The sequence below is a fragment of the Streptomyces sp. NBC_01077 genome (genome assembly GCF_045162855.1).
Taxonomy (GTDB): domain Bacteria; phylum Actinomycetota; class Actinomycetes; order Streptomycetales; family Streptomycetaceae; genus Streptomyces.
Genome location: NZ_CP108669.1, coordinates 581,328 through 599,157 on the forward strand (window position 1 = coordinate 581,328; position 17,830 = coordinate 599,157).

General features: G+C 65.8%; 12 protein-coding genes and 8 pseudogenes. 14 read left to right on the forward strand and 6 right to left on the reverse strand.

Annotated elements, in window-relative coordinates; all coding sequences use genetic code 11:
* Window positions 1-86 precede the first annotated feature (86 nt).
* Both OG462_RS02620 and OG462_RS02625 read right to left on the reverse strand, forming a co-directional pair.
* The gene (locus OG462_RS02620) at window positions 87-248 is read right to left on the reverse strand and encodes a hypothetical protein (RefSeq protein ID WP_406054058.1); all 162 of its coding nucleotides are present in this window, start codon (window positions 246-248) and stop codon (window positions 87-89) included.
* Between the two features lie 89 nt (window positions 249-337).
* Window positions 338-599 (reverse strand): annotated as a pseudogene (locus OG462_RS02625) (IS5/IS1182 family transposase); the annotation flags it as partial.
* Between the two features lie 184 nt (window positions 600-783).
* Here OG462_RS02625 and OG462_RS02630 point away from each other — a divergent pair.
* Together OG462_RS02630 and secF are read left to right on the forward strand one after the other, a co-directional pair.
* Entirely contained in the window at window positions 784-1,176 is a 393-nt protein-coding gene (locus OG462_RS02630) for a hypothetical protein (protein ID WP_406054059.1), read from the forward strand.
* 427 nt (window positions 1,177-1,603) lie between these two features.
* A pseudogene (secF, locus tag OG462_RS02635) lies at window positions 1,604-2,158 on the forward strand (protein translocase subunit SecF); the annotation flags it as partial.
* A 13-nt stretch (window positions 2,159-2,171) separates the two neighbouring features.
* On the opposite strand, the pseudogene OG462_RS02640 reads toward secF, so the two are convergent.
* Window positions 2,172-3,473 (reverse strand): annotated as a pseudogene (locus tag OG462_RS02640) (NF041680 family putative transposase); the annotation flags it as partial.
* Between the two features lie 615 nt (window positions 3,474-4,088).
* On the opposite strand from OG462_RS02640, the pseudogene OG462_RS02645 reads away from it, so the two are divergent.
* Window positions 4,089-4,808 (forward strand): annotated as a pseudogene (locus OG462_RS02645) (PhoH family protein); the annotation flags it as partial.
* Between the two features lie 1,047 nt (window positions 4,809-5,855).
* Window positions 5,856-6,317 carry a gamma-glutamylcyclotransferase family protein gene (locus OG462_RS02650; RefSeq protein ID WP_406054061.1) on the forward strand — a complete coding sequence of 154 codons (462 nt, stop codon included), beginning with the start codon at window positions 5,856-5,858 and terminating at the stop codon, window positions 6,315-6,317.
* A 172-nt stretch (window positions 6,318-6,489) separates the two neighbouring features.
* Here the strand turns inward: OG462_RS02650 and OG462_RS02655 are convergent, their stop codons facing one another.
* Window positions 6,490-6,873 (reverse strand): hypothetical protein, encoded by a 384-nt coding sequence (locus tag OG462_RS02655; RefSeq protein ID WP_406054063.1) that lies wholly within the window; start codon window positions 6,871-6,873, stop codon window positions 6,490-6,492.
* 114 nt (window positions 6,874-6,987) lie between these two features.
* Between OG462_RS02655 and OG462_RS02660 the strand changes: the two are divergent.
* Window positions 6,988-7,360: pseudogene (locus tag OG462_RS02660) on the forward strand (transposase); the annotation flags it as partial.
* Between the two features lie 25 nt (window positions 7,361-7,385).
* Here the strand turns inward: OG462_RS02660 and OG462_RS02665 are convergent.
* Window positions 7,386-7,613: pseudogene (locus tag OG462_RS02665) on the reverse strand (IS5/IS1182 family transposase); the annotation flags it as partial.
* Window positions 7,614-8,383: 770 nt separating this feature from the next.
* On the opposite strand from OG462_RS02665, the gene OG462_RS02670 reads away from it, so the two are divergent.
* From OG462_RS02670 to OG462_RS02685, 4 genes and pseudogenes are all read left to right on the forward strand, one after another.
* Window positions 8,384-9,373, forward strand: a complete 990-nt coding sequence (locus OG462_RS02670) for a LuxR C-terminal-related transcriptional regulator (protein ID WP_406054065.1) — start codon at window positions 8,384-8,386, stop codon at window positions 9,371-9,373.
* A 406-nt stretch (window positions 9,374-9,779) separates the two neighbouring features.
* Window positions 9,780-10,053, forward strand: a pseudogene (locus OG462_RS02675) (ISL3 family transposase); the annotation flags it as partial.
* Window positions 10,054-10,254: 201 nt separating this feature from the next.
* Complete coding sequence (locus OG462_RS02680) at window positions 10,255-11,043, forward strand: IS5 family transposase (RefSeq protein WP_406054067.1); 789 nt, start codon at window positions 10,255-10,257, stop codon at window positions 11,041-11,043.
* A 1,317-nt stretch (window positions 11,044-12,360) separates the two neighbouring features.
* Window positions 12,361-12,837 (forward strand): hypothetical protein, encoded by a 477-nt coding sequence (locus OG462_RS02685; protein ID WP_406054068.1) that lies wholly within the window; start codon window positions 12,361-12,363, stop codon window positions 12,835-12,837.
* An 871-nt stretch (window positions 12,838-13,708) separates the two neighbouring features.
* Here the strand turns inward: OG462_RS02685 and OG462_RS02690 are convergent.
* A complete protein-coding gene (locus OG462_RS02690; protein ID WP_406054070.1) occupies window positions 13,709-14,470 on the reverse strand; it encodes an isocitrate lyase/phosphoenolpyruvate mutase family protein in 762 nt (253 codons plus the stop codon).
* 382 nt (window positions 14,471-14,852) lie between these two features.
* Here OG462_RS02690 and OG462_RS02695 point away from each other — a divergent pair, with 382 nt between their 5' ends.
* The 5 genes and pseudogenes from OG462_RS02695 (at window position 14,853) to OG462_RS02715 (ending at window position 17,475) form a co-directional block, all read left to right on the forward strand.
* On the forward strand, window positions 14,853-15,101 hold the full coding sequence (locus OG462_RS02695; RefSeq protein ID WP_406054072.1) for a transposase family protein: 249 nt from the start codon (window positions 14,853-14,855) through the stop codon (window positions 15,099-15,101).
* Between the two features lie 51 nt (window positions 15,102-15,152).
* Window positions 15,153-15,572 carry an IS30 family transposase gene (locus OG462_RS02700; RefSeq protein WP_406054074.1) on the forward strand — a complete coding sequence of 140 codons (420 nt, stop codon included), beginning with the start codon at window positions 15,153-15,155 and terminating at the stop codon, window positions 15,570-15,572.
* A gap of 86 nt (window positions 15,573-15,658) precedes the next feature.
* Entirely contained in the window at window positions 15,659-15,793 is a 135-nt protein-coding gene (locus OG462_RS02705; RefSeq protein WP_406054076.1) for a hypothetical protein, read from the forward strand.
* 589 nt (window positions 15,794-16,382) lie between these two features.
* Window positions 16,383-16,556, forward strand: a pseudogene (locus OG462_RS02710) (putative ATP-grasp-modified RiPP); the annotation flags it as partial.
* 442 nt (window positions 16,557-16,998) lie between these two features.
* A complete protein-coding gene (locus tag OG462_RS02715; RefSeq protein WP_406054078.1) occupies window positions 16,999-17,475 on the forward strand; it encodes an ATP-binding protein in 477 nt (158 codons plus the stop codon).
* Window positions 17,476-17,830: the final 355 nt, after the last annotated feature.

The window sequence follows — 17,830 nt, forward strand, 5'->3', positions numbered from 1 at the left end:
TCAGGTGGCCGTCCTCGAACGCCGCAGGGCACCCCTCGCAGGAGATGGTGCCGCCCTGTCGGCTCAGACGGAGCGGGGCAGCCGGTTCAACCGTTTTGATGATGCCGGCGACGGCCTTTCCGACGCTCGCCGACAGCCATGCGGGCTGGGTTGAAAAGGCTGCCGCTCTCCTCCAGGTTCACGGCGTGCATGTCCGGCTCGACGGGCCGCTCGTGCTCGGGGAGAGCATGGTGAGCGGCCAGGATCATGCTGGCCACCCGTCGCTCGCCCCGCTCGCGGGGGCTCAGGCGGGCAACACCGTCGGCTTCCCGCTCGGCCGGAGCGGCTGCCTCACGGGCAAAGGCGAGCGTTTGAGCCCGCGGCTGGCCGGGCTTCTTCCGGCACACTCGCCGCCCGCAGCCTTGGTGACGCAGCCGTCCGCGATGAGACCGTCCAAGCCGGGGCCGGCTATGCGGCCGCAGGCAGACAGGACCAGCAGCCACAGGCCCTCCATGACTCCGGGCCTGATCCACTCATCCCGGCGGCGCCGCAGCAGCACTGCCCGTCGGCGGCGCGCCAGATCCGCAGCCGGACACCAGAACGTGCACCAGACAGCCGAAGAACAACCCTCATGATCATGAAGTGCGAGAACCCCATGCCCAAGGACCGTACCTGCACCGCTTCAGCCGCCGGTCGGCAGACAGTCTCCCTGATCATCATCCCGGCCGGCATGGCGCAAGGCGGGGAGAGGACACGGCTGGCGTCAACCTGCTGTCTCTACGTTCACCTGGGACGATGCCTGGCATGGAGCCGTCGCCGATTCCCTGCCCCGCACCTCTGGTACCGGATGTCACCGCGCTTGCCGCCCTGGACACCGCGTACAAGGCCGCCAGGATGCGGCAGGCGGTGTTCATCGCCGTCGAGTACCAGGGCTCGCACTGGGCGGTGAAGGCCGATACGCGCGCCGCAGGCCCTGAACACACCACAGACGACGCTGCCTCCGCCGCCATCGGCGCCGCTTTCCTGTACCTGGCCCGCCGCCGGGAGATCCGCTTCGACGCCTTCACCGGCCCGGTCTACTTCGTGCTCCACGACATCGCGGCCGAAGACAGAGCCCGGGAACTGGCAGCCGCCCTCCACGCCGCCCTGTACGGCGATCTTGGACCTCTGAGGGCGGCCTTGCCGGTTGACATCTGACCGGTTGCATCCGAGACCAGGAATTCCCCTGTCCGGCCCCTCGTCAAGGCCCTCAAAGGAGGGTTCGCACCAGACCTCCGCCGGCGGCCCGCGCGCGTCCCGGCAGCAGCCACCGCCAGGCCGGCGGCCCGGCACGCCTCTGGCCCCCGCTCTGCCCAGCAGGTGCCGTCACGATGCCACCGCTGCCGCCTGCCGGGCGCGGTACCACGCATCCGCAGGGTCCGCGGGCGGCGGCACCGGCCGGGCCGGTTGTACCGCTGGCGAGACGCGCGGTGACTCCGTCAGCAGCGGCCGTGCCCTCTGGCCGGCACCCTGGACTGCTCCCGTCCCGCCCGAGGATTCACTGATTCGCCTGCGCAGTGCAGGATCACGCTGCAGCCTCGCGCCCCTTACAGGCACTGGACGAGAGCGTCAGGCCGCCGGTCATCTCGTGGTGATCTATCTGGCCATCGCCTTCGAGTGGAGAATGGCGGTCGCGGCGCTCATCGCGCTGATCCACGACCTCACGATCACGGTCGGCATCTACTCGCTGGTCGGCTTCGAGGTCACCGTCGGTACGGTCATCGGTCTGCTGACGATCCTCGGTTATTCGCTGTACGACACGGTCGTCGTCTTCGACTCCCTCAAGGAACAGACGAAGGACATCACGAAGCAGACCCGCTTCACGTACAGCGAGCTGGCCAACCGCTCGATCAACGGCACCCTGGTCCGTTCGATCAACACCACCGTCGTCGCGCTGCTGCCGGTCGCCGGCCTGCTCTTCATCGGTGGCGGCGTCCTCGGCGCCGGCATGCTCAACGACATCTCGCTGTCGCTGTTCGTCGGTCTCGCCGCCGGTGCGTACTCCTCGATCTTCATCGCCACCCCGCTCGTCGCCGACCTCAAGGAGCGCGAGCCGGCGATCAGGGCACTCAAGAACAACCGCAATCACGCACCAGCTCGTAAGGGCTCGCAGAAGAACAACACGCGGACGAGCAACGCGCTGACCTGCTGCGTCAAGGCCTAAAACACGCAACTTGATTCTCTGCGAGCCCTAAGCTTGGCGCAGCGCGACTGTTCGTGACGCCCTCTGTGATGGCTGGTTGGCCTTGTTTTCCAACAGGGTGTTCGCGTGCACGGTGCCGATTCTTCGAGCCTGTTGGCCGGCCGGGGCCTGCGGTGCCGAGTTTCGGTGCGCTGGCCGGCTGGGGGGGTCTTCCCGTGGAGGCGGCGAAATCCTCGGCGGACGCGGGCGGGCGTGAGGCGTCCTCGGCGCGCGGGCCGCTCCCAGGGTTTACGGAGGTCTTCTGCAAGTGGCCGGGCGAGTCGGAGTTGGGTGTAGGCGACGACGACCAGCCAGGTCCAGCGATCGGCGGCTGCGGGCTCGCGGAGTTCGGGAACGGTCCAGCCCAGCGTCTGCTTGATCACCCTGAAGGCATGTTCAAGATCGAACCTGCGCAGGAACCCTTGCCAGAGTCGGTCGACATCCCCGGCCGTTGCACTGGTGCCGGACCACCACAGCCAGACCGGCCTGGGGTTGCGGTCCCCGCGCAGGTGCTCCACGCGAAGACGGATGACGGTGCCTTCGATGACCGCAGCCGGCCTTCGGGGTAGTCGGACCAGGCCGAGCGCCGGACCAGCAACGGGTGCAGCCGGTCCCCGGCAGCGGCTTCGGCCTGTCCATAGTGCGTGGTGTCGGTCGCCGTGGAGACGGCCGGGGCGGGCCAGGTGGCGGGATCCTCGAACTTGAACTCTGCCCCGCGCTGCGGTTTGCGCCCTCGCTTCCCTGCCGGTTGCGGCGGGGGCGGGAAGTAGAGGACGCGGTCCGAACGCATCCGGCCCAGCAGTTCAACCGGCAGGTCGGCGAGCAGGAAGGCCAGGCGGGTCACGTCGTAGCCTGCATCGAGGACGATCAGGATGGGCGGGTCACCGGTCTGCCACTGCCCAGCCGCCAGCAGTCGCTGGATGACATCTCGGACCTGTCCGGCAGTGACAGCGATTCCGTCATCCCACGGACGCATGCGGACCATGTCCAGCATGGCCGTCCAGGAAGTCCGCCCAGGCTCCAGAGCAGCGACGAAGGAATAAGGCCAGCCGGGGACCATCTGGGCCGAGCCCCTGCCACGACCGTAGGTATGGCAGAACAGCCTCTCCGGGCTGGTATTCGCGTCCGGGCGCAGCCAGTTGCTGACATCGACCGCCGGGACGAGCCGCCCGTCCGCAGCCCTCGGCAGCGGCAGACTGGCCAGAGTCCTGCGCAGCCGTGCCGCATCCAGCCGCCCGCGGTTCACCCCGCCGTACAAGGCGCCGTGACCGCGCGGTGCAAACGCATCCCCTGGGTCGCCCCGCTGCAGCAGACTCATCCACGCGGCCTTCGTAGTGATCAGGTGCCTCTGTGACGGAGCACAGCATCAGACGAAGGCCGTTCCTCATGTCTGGAAAACAGTCGAAAACCCCGGCAAGTTCGAGGTCACGTTCGAGCGCAGACGATAAACGCCAAGCTAAGGCCTTCGTCATGGCCAGTGCACCTCGGGTGGAGCAGGTGATCAGACGAAGGCCACCTCAGAGTCCGGCGAATACCCGGGGCAGCGACCTGGGCGAGGAATATTTCGGCACCGGAGGTTAAAACCAAAGGTAAGACTGTGACGCTCCGGTCACTTGCAGCACGGAGGGCCCTCGATCTTAATGGGGACGGATTCACCCGTCGGGTTCACTCCACCATCGGCGGATGCTACACCCCCCAGAGGGAGGGAAACCGCAAACACTGCAGCAAATGCTGCTCCGATCAGTTTCGCAATCTTGCCATGACGCCCATGCGTCTTACTGGTGTGTCGCATAGCTAGGCTTCCCCTGTCGTGTCGCCATAGTTGGTAACTTCTTCCATGAAAGTTAACTTTCTCGTGAACGCGAATTGAGAGTATTGGTTACTCAGCGACGCCACTATCGCCTCCAAAGACCTGCCGTTGCGGATCAAGGCGAGCTCGGTCGGCCTGCCGCCGAGGATTCCGGGCAGAACTAGCGAACTCCTCTGGGTGGACAGGCATTTGCGAACTCGTCGCCGCCAGTGACCAGGTGGGCGCACTTTTCGCAGCGGGCCACAGTGCCGCTGCCGACCTGGACGGCACCCAGAACCTGCCCTCCCACACCGGACTGGTGATCACCTCAGAGCGCAGGCGTACCCTGGGCCGGGTCACCCCGGACGGGCGGGTGCAACTGGTATGCGGGGACCGGAATGCCTTTGGCGTCAAGGGCCGCAGCGCCGCCAGCACCGGAAGGTCATGGTTCTTCCGCCCTCTTGTCCGCCTCGGCCCCGGGCAGGCAGCTGAGCTGCCTGCCCGGGGCCGAGGCGGGCAAGAGGGGACCCTGGGCGCAGGCAGTCTTCGACATTCCACCACCCCAGAGGTGATCGAGGAGCTGCTCGCCGGGGACATGCTGGAAGTTCTCCCGCTCACCCACATCCGTGGCCGGTCCCTCCACGATGCCTTCGTGATCGTCGACGAGGCCCAGTCGCTGGAAACATCTTGCTCATGCTCTCCCGGATCGGCGAAGGGTCACGCGTGGTACTCACGCACGACGTGGCGCAGCGGGACAATCTCAGAGTGGGCCGCCAGGACGGCGTGGTGGCCGTGGTGGAAAGGCTCAAGGGACATCCGCCCGCCGATACGACCGCGAGGCCGGGCACGGCCGGCGCGAGACCCTCTCGGCGCGCACACTCACCGTCACGGACCTGGCCTGGGCTTCCCCCCGCGTAGGTGTGCAGGGCGAGGTGGGCAATCAGGTGGTAGCCGATGCGGTTCTTGGCGCTGCCGATGCGGTGAGGGGCAGCCGTCGGGCGGGGCGTCCGAGAACGACGTTGAAGAGCTTGAGGCTGATCCCTGCTTCGGTGGCGTCCGCGGCTCCTCCGAGGTTGAGTCGCTTGGCCCAGGCAGTCATACCGATGGCGATATCGGCAAGGCGGCGCTCGGTTTCGGCTGTGACGTCGTCTTCGTCGACGAGTTGTTCAAGCGTGGCGGCGTTTTCATGGGCGAGGACAGGGTTGTGGCGCAGCCGGGTGATGACGCTGTCTGTGCCTGTGCGGGTGAGTGCCTCGGAGATCCGGCCCTGGATGTGAGCGACTCGTTGGTTCTGTTCCTGCAGGTTGCGCAGGCGCTCGTCGCTCGCCAGGAGTTCTCCGAGCCGGGCGCCGTTGAGCCCGAGGGGCGCCCACTCGGCGAAGCGGCTGCATGGCGGTCACCAAGCGATCGAGGGCCGTGCGGAGCCGGACATGCACTCCTGCATGATCGTCCATGGGCGCGCTGTCATGCGTACGAGGACGTCGAGCGTAGAAGGGTACGGGATGCCTCACCCCGGGCGCCGGCGGGGATTTTATCGAGCGTTCCCACCATGCCGTATCCGCAGGGGCACTTTGAGCATCCATTGCTCAATTGATGACCGAGTAATCGATTGCAGAGTATGTATTCACCACTCCATCCTTCAGGGGCATGAGACGGCGACACGCCCGAATCCCTCCGGAGGGGACGGGAAGGGGATAGCAGAAGCTAGGGCATGACCTCTTCGGTGCCAATGGTCTGCGAAGGCTGAAGAATTTCAGTCGAGGACGTCACCATACCCCAACATCAAATTCTCAGAAATCCGGAAAGGATAACCGAGTGAGTCAGGTTTCCGACCCGAGATTCAGAAAGTCATAAGGACACTGACCCATGCATGCTTTTCCTGACAACTCCTCAGACAGAACGATCAGCGTCTTCTTCTACGGCCTGTACATGGACCCTGATGTCCTAAGAGGGAAAGACATCGAGCCGCGGGATGGGCAGCAAGCCACGGCAGAGGGCTACTCGCTACGAATCGGGCACAAGGCAACGCTGCTTCGCGCACCCGGAACAGCAGCGTGCGGCATGGTCTACTCGCTAACGCACGCTGAACTCGACCGGCTCTACTGGGGCGCGGGGCTGGACGAGTACCGGGCAGAGCCTCTACTGGTGCGGACGTCGGACGGCAAGGTCATTTCCGTCCTGTGCTGCAACCTTCTGCAGCCACCAGCAGAGCACGAGGAGAATCCTGGCTACGCCCAGTCTCTGCGCGAGGCGATGATGCGCGCGGGGCTCCAGGGACCGTTCCCAGAGCCGTCGAAGCTGGAGAGCAGGCAGCTCCCTCACGCTTAGTCAAGGCGGAATCTCAGTGGGCTCCGATCCCCCAGTACAGCCCGGTCCTGCTTTGCGTTCGTAGCGTCGTTGGTGCCGACGGCAGGTGACGAGCTGGGGCATGGTGCGTTCAAGGTCTGCCGATGGCGACCCAGTCATTGCGAGGTCGTAGAAGTCCACGGATTTCCTGCTTTTATCCGTGCAGCGCCGGAGCCTGCCGCAGTCGTTCATCCATGAATTGACTTAGCTTAGCCAGAACGAAGTACACGACAGCCCGCACACAGGCAGGTTGCACCCGCCAGGTCTGCGCCAGCACAGCGTCCATCAGAGACGTCGTGATGATCTGCGTCAACTCCCCCCGAGTACCCGGCCACGAAAGCCTTTCCACCGGCATCGGCCGGTGTTGCAACGACCGGTTGATTCCGGGCAATAGACGAGCGTGCAGTTCACCGAACATCTCCGACTTGAGGGCATCAGCCCCTCGATCGGGCGCATCGGTGACGCATACGACAACACGCTGATGGACACCATAACCGGCTTCTGCAAGTCCGAGTACATCCGCACAAAGGTCTTCCACGACGGCCCCTGGAATACGAGGAGAGCGGGACGACAACCACCGGCTGCACTCAAGTCTGGGCATGATCAGCCCCACCGGTTTCGAACCAGAACTTCACGCTGACACAGAACCCGTGGCCGACTGCCCGCTGGCCGGCAGACCACCGGCAGCAGGCACCACCTGATCACCGACGCCACGGCATTCCGTTTGCCGCCACCCTGACCGGCGGGAACCGCAACGGCGTCACCCAGTTCATCCCCCTGCTCCAGGCCATCCCGCCGGTCCGCGGCAAACGCGGCCATCCCCGCCGAAGGCCCGGCACCGTGTGCCCGGAGACCGCGGCTACGACCACGACAAGTGCCGTCGCATGGCCCGTGCCCTGGGCGTGAAACACGTGATCGCCCGGGGCGGCGTCCCCCACGGATCCGGCCTCGGCACCGACCACTGGGGCGCCGAACGGACCTTCGCCCACCTTGACCGGTTCCGCCGGCTGCGGATCCGCTGGGAAGTGCTGGCAGTGACCAGCACTGCGGGAGAAGGCCAAGCGTGTCGGTGACAATGCTGCGTTTGCGGCCCACAGTCTTCTTGCCTGCGTCGATGCCCTGACTGGAGGCGGGAACACTGGTGGAGGTCTTGACGCTCTGGGCGTCGATCACCCACGCCGAGGGCTGTGCGTCCCGCCCCTCCTTCTCGCGCAGAAGTTGCCTGAGGAGTCCGTTGAGCTGGGCGAACACGCCCTCATCCGCCCATTTGGCGAAGTAGCCGCAGACCGCGTTCCTGTCAGTTACGTGGAATCACGCGCCGCGGGAGCCATCTCGTATCCTGCGGCGTCCCCATGGGCTGAGGAGGCGTGTTGGGCAGCGCGGTGGTGCTGGAGGAGAAGCGGTCGGTCCTTGGCCTGCATGAGCGGGCGGCCGAGTGGCTGCGGGTGCGGGCGGATCCTGGGAGGGCTCCGAGGACGATCGACGCCTGCGCCCGGGGCCTGGCCGAGTACCTGCTGATCTGCGAGCGCGACGATGTCGCCCCGGTGATGGCGGGGCGGCTGCGCGTGGCCGTGTTCGTGAAGACCTCCCAGCGGGCATCGGCCAGATCACCCAGAATGCGGGCGTCGCTTTGTCGTGCTTCCTGCGTGCCGCCGCAGACCGAATGCGCCCAGGCGCACAGCCGTGGCTCCGGAAGCACGCAGGCAACAAAGGGCGGACGTTCTGGAATGAGACAGGAACAAGGCCCATCCCGCTGTCTGCCAGGGCCCCTCATCACGCACCCCTTGCCACAGTAAGCCCCTTTCGTCCGCACCTGGGATATGGGGGTACCCAGGCCCGGAAGGCTGGCCGTGCTCACTGCGCTTATCAATCTGAGTAACTCATCCTCATCCCGCAGGGGCGCTGGCCGTACTCACCAGGGCCTGTCGAGTTGAGTAGCCCGTTCTCAACTCGGCGGTAATTTTCCGGGGGATGATGCTGTTGCCAATTCGAACAAGGAGGACGGCGGAAGGCCGCTTACCCCTGGCTCGACAACGGGAGGAGAAGCCTTGTCAGATCTAGCAGCACTTGGAATTTCCGCCGGTGCCGAAAGGATATATCGCTATCTCCTGGCTCATCCGGGTTCCAGCGGAGATGATCTTCTCGCAGATCTCGATATGGCCCGTGATTCTGCAGATGCAGCACTGAAGCAGCTAGAAAAGGGCCTCCTCGTCCGCTCCGGGAGCCACGGTTTCGGTTTCGAAGTAGCCGATCCCGCCGTTGCTGTTGAGAGGCTGATCGAGGATCGACTGGAATCCATTAGCCTTGAACTGCAGAAGGTCAGTGCCACCCGGCGCGTGATCCCATGGCTGGTCCAGGAGCGAGGCCGCGGAAAAATTGGTTCTCATTTCCGCGAGCTGGAGCGAGTGGAGGATGTGGAGCAGATCCGGACCCGTCTTGAAGATTTATCCTTCTTCGCTTTCCGTGAAATCCTCTCCCTGATCCCGGGCAGCAGACTGCTCCCTGAAGCGATCGCTGCTGCACGTCCCCTCGACCTGCGCTGCCTGCGGCGCGGAATCTCGCTGCGCACCATCGTGAGCAGTGACATGCTGTCCGACCCAGTGTCCGCTGCCTACATCACCGAAGTGGTTTCCTTGGGGGCTCAGGTGCGGATCATGAAGGATCCCGGGGACGGGTTCCTGGTCTACGATCATGAAACTGCGGTAGTCCCTGAACATCCGGATCGTTTTGATTCCAGAGCTGTACTCGTGCAGCAGCCGGGACTGGTCTCCGGGATCGTCTCATTTTTTGAGAAGCTCTGGGGCGATGCGGAAGAGACAGTCGAGCCTCACGGAGACACCAGCACGGGAATACTTTCCGAGACGGAACGCCAGGTTCTTCTCCTTCTTTCACGATCGGAGAAAGATGAGGCCGCCGCGCGGGAAATGGGTATATCCGTGCGCACCTTCCGTCGCCACGTGGCTGATCTGATGCTGCAACTTGGTGCAGGGAGCAGATTTCAGGCTGCGCTGCTTGCGAAGAATAAGGGCTGGCTCTGATCGGAACTGCCGGCGCGAGCGCTTCATAATTGAAGCTCTAATCGCTCGCCTCATTTTCTGATCTTCGGCAGGCCTCCGGCTTGCAATGCCGACAGCTTCAACCCAGAGCATTCTGACGGTTTTGCGGCATCGGTGCACGGTGAAAAATCGGCAGTCGGCAAGTCTACGTGAAGGGGAATGCCGTGAACATTTGGCAGTAGAGAGGCAGGCCCGGGCGGCGAGTGTGAAGCGCGTGAGAAGGCCGCGATAGCGAGAGGGGCTTGCGGTGCTTCAGGTGAGTGATGGCCCGCGCGGCTGCGGCTCGAGGGGGCCGGCGGTCTTGGCCACTGTGTCTCCTGTGGATCGTTCCTGGCCCGGCGGCTCGCGTCGCGAGGGCCGCGTTCCGGAGCGGGAGCGACCCGGTCAGCAGTACGTCAACCAGGGGCGCGCGGACGCCGGGCCGCAGTCACATATCCCCGCGCCGGCTCGCCCGGACACTTCTCACCAGGCCCCGACAACCTCAAGGCCAAACATAGCGATCTCCTGGACCGACTCACCTCAGCCTGCTCCGAGATGACCGACCTGGCCGCCAGAGTCCGGGACTTCGCCGCACTCCTGAGCCCCGCGAAGGAAACGACGACGGTCTCTCCCGCTGGATCGTCCAGGTCCGCGCAACCGGTCTGCCCCGTCTGCAAGCGTTCGCCGAATTCGACATCCTCCTCGGCGACCGCCCTTGCCGCCAATCAGGTACAGGACAGACAACCCAAGAAACAACCCGTAACGAGCTGGTGCATGGAGCCTTGCCCCCTGATCTTGGACACACGAGACACTGGATCCTGAGGATCTGAGACCGCGTTTGAGATCTGCCGTAGCCGTGGGCTGACGTGCTCGTTGAACTCTCCGTGAGTGGTTCTGGGGGCGGGTATCCGTCGGACCTGACGGACGAGCAGTGGGCGTTGGTGGAGCCGTTGCTGCCGCCGGCGCGGGTGGGGCCGAAGGGCGGGCGGCGGGAGAAGCATCCGCGGCGTCGGATCGTGGACGCGATCTTCTACGTGGTGCGGGCAGGGTGCGCCTGGCGGCAGCTGCCGAAAGACTTCCCGCCCTGGCCCGCGGTCTACTGGTACTTCACCTGGTGGCACGACGACGGCACCGTCGAGCGCGTCCACGACGCACTGAGTGACCGGGTCCGCGAGGCCGACGGACGCAACCCTGAACCGAGTGCCGGACTGATCGACTCGCAGTCCGTGCGCACTGCCGATACCGTCCCCGCCGCTACCAGAGGCTTCGATGCGGGCAAGCAGGTCAAGGGCCGCAAGCGGTTCATCGTCACCGACACCCTCGGCCTCATCCTGGCCGTCCACGTCGTCGCCGCGAACATCCAGGACCGCGACGGCGCCAGGCGTCCGCTGCTGTGGACCCGCCTCGACCACCCGGGTGTGAAGAAGATCTGGGCGGACCAGGGCTTCGCCGGACGCCTGGTCGATTGGACCGCTCAGATCCTCGGCCGCGAGCTGGACATCGGAGTATGGCGGTCACGGCCAGTCGGGCGGCTCTCGCGCATCAGTTGTTCACGGGGATCTCCCGGCAGCATCCCGCCTGTCTGGTCGAGGAGTCAGCCGGCCCGTGGCAGGCCGTTGCTCACCTGGGAGATAGAGCCGGGTTCCCCGACGCATGTCAGCGAGATCGGCTGAGAGACACCCCGCCGCCCCTCTCTCCGGCGCACCGCTTGAGCCTCCGCAGTCCAGATCACCCATGCCCATGTTCACGACGCGGCACACAAGAGCCCGGCGTCAAGGCCGAGGAATGACCAAAGCAGCCGGCTGGAGACGGACGGCCTCGGAGGCAAGGTCCTGGCCAAGCCCAACCAGCAGGGCCAGCTCTGTGATGATCTCAGCGGCACAGGGTGCAGGACATCGAATTCACTCTGAAACGATCATTAAAGATTGGTGTTCTGTGCAATCAGTCGCGGGGAGGCCGGGGGAGGAGGGGGCGGCAGCTCGCTCGTGCACGCCGCACAGGAACTCGGATCCTGGTAGGAGCCGTCCGCTGCCTGCGCCGGAATGATGCTGAGCAGAACACCTGCCGCAGCGGCAGTTGCGACACCCGCGGCCAGAATGCCGCGTCGGATTACCGTCATCGAAATTCCATCCTTCAAGAACATATTCCAGCACTATTGATCTGCAGCCGTAGCAATCGCCTGTCCTGGCCGCCCCGGAGCCTGATCTCTTGTGAAGGAAATATTTCACCCTGCCGAAAGAAGAAATAGTCATGCAGGTGTCAGCATCATGCAGCCCCCATGCAGGAAGATGTCGTGACGAGCTGGTGCGTGATCATGGGTGAGACGTTCTTGCTGGTGGGCGGCATGACCTGATGTGCCGATCGTGGTCAGTCGGACGGTTACAGCGCATCAAGTGTTCATCGGGGTCTCCCGGGATCATCTGGCTTGTCTGGTCGAGGAGTTAGCCGGTCCATGACAGGCCGTGATCGAGAGGCATCGTCGCGAACCTACAGCAACGGGCAGGGCCGCACCCTGTTCTCCCGGCATCGTCCGTCCCGGCCGGATGCTGAAGCGGCTGCCAGAGAACGAACGGGCCCTCTACGGCGAGAACCGGCTTGGCCTGGCCCAGGGATTCCCATGGCTCGCGTCACCGCGAGCGAGTGGCTGGTCCATCCGTCGAGTCGGTGCCGGCTGGCCGGTGCGGCAGTTGCTTGAGTGTGAGATCGCTGCCGCGCCGACCGCCGGCGAGAGGCCGGCCGGGGCCATGGTCATGCGCCGGACTGCAGTGGCTGTTGTTTTCCCGGCTTGTCAGGTTTCGCATCGGCGCGTCCTTCCTGCGGTGAGCCGGAAGGACGATTTCGCCGGAACGCCAGCCGTGAGTCATGGAGAAGAAATACTCAGACGGCTTCAACTGATGCAGTCGACGATCCGCGCGTCTGCTCGCCGGAAAAAGACCGGCGAAACAGCGTGATGCCTCGCGTCCGTGGCGTTGCCTGACGGAGGAGAGCCCATGCGTTACGATCATGACTGGGACAGGTATCAGATACTCTGTCGAGATCCTCGTGACATCTGGTCTATTTCAGGCAGTGTTATCCACCGCTCCCGGCATTGCCGGAACCCTGAAAGGCCCCAGACAATGTCTCCTTTCTCTCGCGTGCGTGGTGTTCTCACTGTCACTGGCGTCGCCATGGCACTCTCCCTTCCTGCTGTCGCCGCGCACGCAGATGCCGCAGAATCAGTGACCCCGAGTACTGTCCCGGTCCAGCGTCGCGACTCCGTCCCGGCGGCGGACAGTGTCAGGAACGACAGAAGCGAGGACATCGTCATCTGCGCCGGCGCGGCACGCTCCGAAGGGGCACGCCGCCCGCAGCGCAGCGATGTCACCACCGGCCTGAACGGTGAACCCATTGCCGACGCGGCATTTTTCTTTACTACACGGGATTTCGCCGGGAAAACGCAAGGATGGCTAAAGGCTTCGCTGGAATGACCCTTGCCGGTACCGGCGTTTCCGCGGGCGCCATTGCCCGGTTTCCTGGCTTCGCGCCCGGATGAGGATGGCGGCGAGGTGGAGTGCGGCTTGGTAAGCGATAGCGAGTCTGCAGGTTCGTGCCGGCCAGACCGCGCCACTCCTGAGGCGGTTGATCCAGCGTTCGACCGCGTTGCGCTGCTTGTCGGCCCCGGTATCTGAAGCGGGCGGGCGGCCACCGGCACGGCCTCGCCGAAGGCGGTGACGGACCTGGCCTGACGGCTGGGAGATGACTGCACGGATCCCCGGGGCCCCGTACCGAAGGCCCCCAAGGGCCCCGGCGGGAGTCGGCCCCGCCGGCCGGCGTGATACCACTGAGGCCGTCTCGCCCGCGTGGCCTCCGCCGACCGCCTGCCCGCGGATTCGTCATCACAGGCTCACCGCTCGGAGAATCCCCGGCAGGCCGCCTCGAGACCGGGGCCACCGCACCGTGACCTTCGATGATCCGACGGAGCCGGCCGAAGTGATTCAGCCCGCAGACCATCCGCTCCGGCTTACAGACAAGGCCTGGGCGCGCCGCGAGGCGGGTGCGGCCGGCGAATGAAAGAAAGGCCCCGGCTGCCCGAGGCTCTTCTGTCCGCCCGGTTCGGTGTGTTGCCGGCATCTGCTGCCGGAGTCCTGCGCGCCAGCGAGAACGTCGATCGCATCGACGATCAGAGTCCGAACGGCAGAGCCCTGCTCTGCCATGCTGCCGAGGGTCTCGAACGCCGCCTCGTAGAGCGATCTCACTCGGCTGAGTGAACACCCGGGCGGAGAGCGGCTCTACGGAGGCAAGAGTGTCGTCGCAGAGGTGAGAAACCTCCTGCGGCCGCCTACGTCGCTCGTCGGCTCTTCACTGTGCCCACGGCCCGAGCACGTCCTTCATGGCATTCGTCATCGCGATCTGCAGCCGCGGGCCGTAGGTGATCCGGCCGACGCCGAGGCGGCGAAAGCGCTCAAGATCGTGCTTGACGGGATGGGCTGTGGAGTTCACGGGAATGGCGACGGCGCCGGTCACCGCCGCGAGCAGTTCGTCGTTGTCCTGAATACCCACCGGGTAGACACTGTCGGCGCCGGCCTGTTCCAGGGCCCGCAGCCGCTCGATCGCCTCGCCGAGGACGCTGGAGGCATCCTCGGCGTGCAGGAAGAGGTCAGTGCGCCCGTTGACCCAGACCGGGATCCCGGCTTTGTCAGCCGCCGCGCGCAGGCCGGCGATGTAGTTCGCGTGTTCCTGCGTGCTGCGCATGCGTCCGCCGTCCGAGTGGACGGTGTCCTCGATGTTGAGACCGACGCCGCCGGCCTCGGTGAGTCCGGCGACGAGATCCGCGGGCTCCTGTCCGTACCCGGACTCCAGGTCCACGGACACGGGGACGTCGACCGCCGCGATGATCGGCCTGACGGCGGCGAGTACCTCCTCGAAGGTCTGCCCCTCCTGGTCGGCGGCCCCCCGGGAGTCGGCGAGCGGATGACTGCCGACCGTCAGTGCGGGGAACCCGGCGTCGGCTGCCGTTCGCGCGGACCAGGCGTCCCAGACGGTCGGCAGCACGAGCGGCTTGTACTCGGCGTGCAGCTGCTTGAGGCGTTGAGCGCGCTCAACGGTGGTGCGAAAGTCCATGCCGGGGACGCTACCCCGCGATCGAACCTCCGCGTGGCCGGACACCCGCCGCCCGACCCGCTGCCGGCAGCCGGGCGTTCTTCTGCGGGCATACAGCGCGGGCCGGGGTCGGCTGCCGGCGTGCCCGGCCGCACACCGGCGAACCCTCACGGGCCCCCGGGTCAGCCACCGGACCGGGGGCCGGAGCGGCACACCGCCGAAGCGGGCGCTGGTTTCGCAGCGGCACCGAGGACGAGCCGGGTGTTGCTGATCCGGCCCTCGCAGGAGCCAGTTGGCGGCTTCCCGGACGCGGGACCTGTGAACGGGTCGGCGACCAGGCCGTGAGCATTTTCAACTTGGCCACTGATCGGGTGACGGTGGGCGGTGGCGAGACGGGACGCTCGTGTGGATCTCACCCGTACTGCCCGGCCGGGCTCACGACCTGACCGCGGCCCGTCGGCATAAAATCGGCAAAGACCTCACGACCGCACAGAAGTCCGTCAACCGGGCACATTCCCGCCTGCGATGGCCCGCCGAGAGAGCCATCGCCCGGATCAAGACCTGGCGCATCCCCCGCAAAGCACGCTGCAGCCCCAACAAGATCACGTCAATCTCCAGGGCCTGGAGACTTACCGCTAAAAACGTTCCGTGACGACACTGGACGTCGCCCCCCTACCTGACGCAGGCTGCGGCCGAACGTCGGGTGGAGCGGTCCGCCCGGTTCACGATGCTCGTGTACCTTCCCGATGGGCATCCGGCCGAGCTCTTTCAGCGGGCCCTGGCCAACGTCATGCGTCCGCTACCGAGCCAACTGCGAGGGTCGCTTACCTGGGATCAGAGTTACGAGATGGCGGGCCATGCCGCGTTCATGCGTGATGCCGGCATGCTGGTCTACTTCTGCGACCCGGGCAGTCCGTGGCAACGCGGTGCGAACGAAAATGCGAATGGCCTGCTGCGTCAGTGCTTCCCGAAACACGCCGGCCTCTCCCGATACAGCCGCGAAGACCTGCATGAGGTCGCGGCCGAGCTAAACAGCCGACCATGTAAGACGCTCGGCTGGGACGCCCCGGCCGCCCGGTTCGCTGCCCTGCTCATGGCAGACCAGGAGTGCCGTAAGACCTGAAATGAGTAGCTCATACTCAGGGCCGCGTAGAGCGTTCTCAGTCAGAGTCGGATGAAAGGTCCACTCCCAAGGATGTGAGCAGAATTATGGATGCACTCAATCTTGAACTGCTTCCCGCCGAGGTCCCCGAAGGCGAGCCCGTACAGGGCTGCATGGCGGCTGGGACTGGCGACTGGATCGGCAACCACAACGAGATTATCGTCGCTGAAGGTGCCGAGTAGGTACGAATATGACATCCCTGGAGGAGTCGCTACTGAGCGACTCCTCCAGGGCGTGTTGCTTAATCCCCAGCACCATGGTCCCGAACCATCCGAGCCGGTGAGCATTCCGAGTCGCGCAGCCGCGTAGGCTGATCGTCGTCATGCTCCACCACCTGTTGCGACGACTGCTGGAATTCGCCTCATGGATGGTGAGGGGCCCTTTCGTTGCTATCGGCACAGTTCGGCGCGGACGGCCATGATCGCCGCCACCACGACACCGCAGATGCCAATCAGGAGCATCCAGGCCCGATGTTGCCGGGGGCTATTGCCCAGGTGCTCGGTGCGACGCGGCACCCGTCCGGGGCGCGCATCCCACAACGCCGACTGCTGCCCAGAACCCGAACGTTATCCCCTTGAGACGCACCGATTCCCCCCTCCCTGCGGACTCCTGCCGGAAGCCTAGGCCGCCATTGCTCAGGAGGGCATACGCCCGGTCCCCGCCCACTCCGGCGTTTCCTCTCCAGCTCCCCGGTTCCGCAGGGAACCATCGCCCCGCCTCCGTGGGGTGTGCGCCGGATGACGCTGTACCCCACCGTGGCCCACTGGGTACACGTCTGCCCGGATCACCCCCGGCACTCAGAGCGCCGTGTTCTACGACGCGGCCGGCGAGGTGATGAAGATGCCGGGCCACGCAACGTCGACCGGTACCCCTTCTACCGGCACCAGCCCCGACGGCAACGGCTCCACCCAGGACGGCGACACCGGCAGCGACGGCGACCAGTGACTGACACACGTCCGGTGTTGGTCGTCACCAGCCTGTACGACCCCACCATCGTGGTGATCAGCAAGCCTTCGCAGGAGAGCTGCTGCCAGACGGCTTCGAGTGCCTGGTGTCCCCGTCCTCATGAGAGTGGTTCTGGCAACAAGGTTTGCAGCAGCCGCAGATCATCTCGGGCACGTGGTCGGCCGGTTGGCAGGGGGCAGCCTGCGGGTGTGCTGGACTTCAGGGTCGGTGGTGGGATTGGAGCCGTTGAGCTTGGGGGCGGTGGTGTGAGCGAGCGGGCCACGGTAGGGGGGCGCAGCCCTTCGGTGGGGGCGAGAGCGTGCAAGAACACGCTGTTCTTGGCTTTTGGGTATTGCTTGCTCAGGGATTCTGTGCTCTGCGGGAGTGTGCTGGAGGTACCAGAGAAGGCTTCCGATCCCGCACTGGACAGGCAGTGATCCCGATGACGACGACCACGATCTCCCCAGGCGGGCCGCAGCCTCCCGTGCTGCAGGCCGTGCCGGCCGGCAGCCGTGTGTTCAGTCTGTCTCTGGAGCACGGGCACCTCGCGCCGGCCGCCGCGCGTCATGCCGCCCGCCCGGTCCTGGAGGCCTGGGGCCTGGCAGAGGACCGGGTCTACGACACACTGCTGGTGATCTCCGAGCTGGTCACCAACGCCGTCACACATGCGCTGCCCCCGGTTGTCCTGCACCTGCACGGCACCATGGACGGCTCAGGACGGGTCCAGGTCCACGTCACCGACGGCGGCCCCAACAACGCGGCCCGCCACGGCAGCTGGGCGGCCGGCAGGCCCGACGGCGAACACGGCCGCGGCGACCTCATCATCACCGCACTCGCCGGCAGCACCGGAACCGGCAGCGAGACCGACCCCGGCCTCAACGGGCTCATCGATCACTGGGCCGACCTCGACGCAGCCTGAACAACCATCCGGCATCCTGGAAGAAACCCGGCCACGGCCGGCGCTCGAAACCCGCTGCAGGCCCACGCACTGTGGCGGGGTGACAACCGGACCGGGCCGGAGCGGCACACCGCCGAAGCGGGCGCTGGATTCGCAACGGCACCGAGGAGGAGTCGGGTGTTGCTGATCCGGCTCTCGCAGGGGCCAGTTGGCGGCCTCCCGGACGCGGGGCCTGTGAACGGGCCGGCGACCAGGCCGTGACGACGCTGGACGTCGATCCCTGCCTGACGCAGGCTGCGGCCGAACGTCTCGGCCGGATCGGCTGGCAGCCGGCTGTCGGCACCGCCGGCGCTGAGCAGCTCTGCCCGGCACCTTC